This window comes from Pseudomonas sp. 05N434, from assembly GCF_056396965.1.
The window spans coordinates 1-2,006 of record NZ_JBFTMK010000730.1; the positions used below are offsets into that span (position 1 = coordinate 1).

Annotated in this window: 1 protein-coding gene; it reads left to right on the forward strand. The window is 61.1% G+C overall.

The genetic code is table 11. The features are described 5' to 3' along the window. Positions 1 to 2,006, forward strand: a 2,006-nt coding sequence (bcsB, locus tag AC1DLB_RS28700) for a cellulose biosynthesis cyclic di-GMP-binding regulatory protein BcsB (protein ID WP_477786159.1), incomplete at both ends; no start/stop codon positions are given.

Here is a 2,006-nt window from a genome sequence, read left to right on the forward strand (position 1 = left end):
GGACCGATGCCCCGAGCAACAGCTATACCCGCACCCTCAAGGAGCTCGGCAAAAGCTATTCGATGAACCTTAAAGGCGTGGAGGCTACCGACAGTGTGAACTTCAATGTGCGCGCCGATGAAGTCGTCACGGCTGCGCAGGTCACGCTGCAGTACAGCTATTCACCGGCGCTGCTGGCCGACCTTTCGCAAATCAACGTGCTGATCAACGATCAAGTGGCCGCCAGCCTGCCCCTCCCGAAGGAAGAGGCCGGTAAATTGCAGACCCGGACCGTGCAGATTCCGCCGCAGACCATCACCGAATTCAACCGGCTCAGCCTGCAGTTCATCGGTCACTACACGATGCAATGTGAAGACCCTCTGCACTCCAGCCTGTGGGCCAAGATCGGCAACGAGAGCCAGCTGAGCCTCCAGGTGTCCTCGATTAAACAGCCCAACGACCTGTCCGCTCTGCCTCTGCCCTTGTTCGATCGTCGAGATGCTTCGCCCCTGAAGCTGCCCTTCGTGTTCACTGCGCGCCCGGGCGGCCCTGAGCTTGAGGCCGCCGGTATCCTGTCGTCCTGGTTTGGCGCCCTGGCCAGCTACCGCGGCGCAACCTTCCCCGCCAGCCTCACCAGCCTGCCGGCCAAAGGCAACGCCGTGGTGTTTGTCAGCAGCGGCGAATCGACGGCCTTGAGTGGCTTGCCGATCAAAGCGGCCACGGGGCCGACATTGACACTCGTGAGCAACCCGAATGATGCTCAGGGCAAACTGTTGATCGTCTCCGGGCGCGATGGCGCCGATCTCAAGGTCGCCGCGACCGCGCTGGCCCTCGGTGGCTCGGCTTTTTCCGGGCAGAGCGTGGTGATCGACCGGATCGACTCGCTCAAGCCACGCCGACCGTACGACGCGCCTAACTGGCTGCCCTCCGACCGCCCGGTTCGCCTGGGTGAACTGGCGAAGCCCGCAGAACTCAATGTATCGGGTTACARCCCGGGACAAATGACGGTTGCGCTGCGCTTGCCACCCGACCTGTTCAACTGGCGTGAACCCGGCGCACAACTTGACCTGAAATACCGCTATACGCCGCAGCCGGTCTCCACCAATTCCTCGTTGCTGGTCCACTTCAACGATACCTTCATCAAATCGATCGATCTGCCTTCGATCGAGAAACTCGGCAGCAGCGACAGCCTGCTGGCGATGCTCAAAACCGACGACAGCCTGGCCCGCACGTCGCGCATGCTGTTGCCGCTCAATTCCGTAGCGCTGCAATCACGCCTGCAATTTCGCTTTATGTATGACTACATCAAACAGGGCGACTGCCGCGACATCATCATCGACAACATGCGCGGTGTGATCGACCCGGACTCGACCCTGGACCTCAGCCAATACGAACACTTCATGGCCATGCCCAACCTCGGGGTGTTCAAGGACAGCGGCTTCCCGTTCACCCGCATGGCCGACCTTTCTGAAACATCGGTGATCCTGCCCAACGAACCAGGCCCGGCCGATCTGAGCGCCTATCTGACCGTGCTGGGCCGCTTCGGCGACTCCACCGGTTATCCGGCCACCGGCGTAAAGGTGGTCCACGCCGACCAGGTGGCCGAGCAAAGCGACCGGGATCTGCTGGTGCTCGCCTCGGGCAACAATCAGCCGCTGCTGGAGCAATGGCAAAACCTGCTTCCGGCCAAGGACGAAGCTGCTGCGCAGTACTTTGAACTGTCTGACCTGCCCTTGCGTCTGCGTAACTGGATCAGCCCGGATACGAAAACCAATCTGCGTGAAGCGCGCAGCAGCTTCAGGTTCAGCGCTGACGACGGCAGTGCTTATCTGACTGGATTCGAATCGCCGCTCAAGAGTGGGCGCAGTGTGGTGTTTATCGCCAGCGCAAGGCCCAACGGCCTGGCCGACGTGACCAACGCCCTGCTCAGCAGCGAAGAAAACGCCCACGAGTTGCAAGGCAGTCTGGTGGTGGTCAAGGGCAAGCATGTCAAATCGCTGGTCGCCGAACAGGACTACTACGTCGGG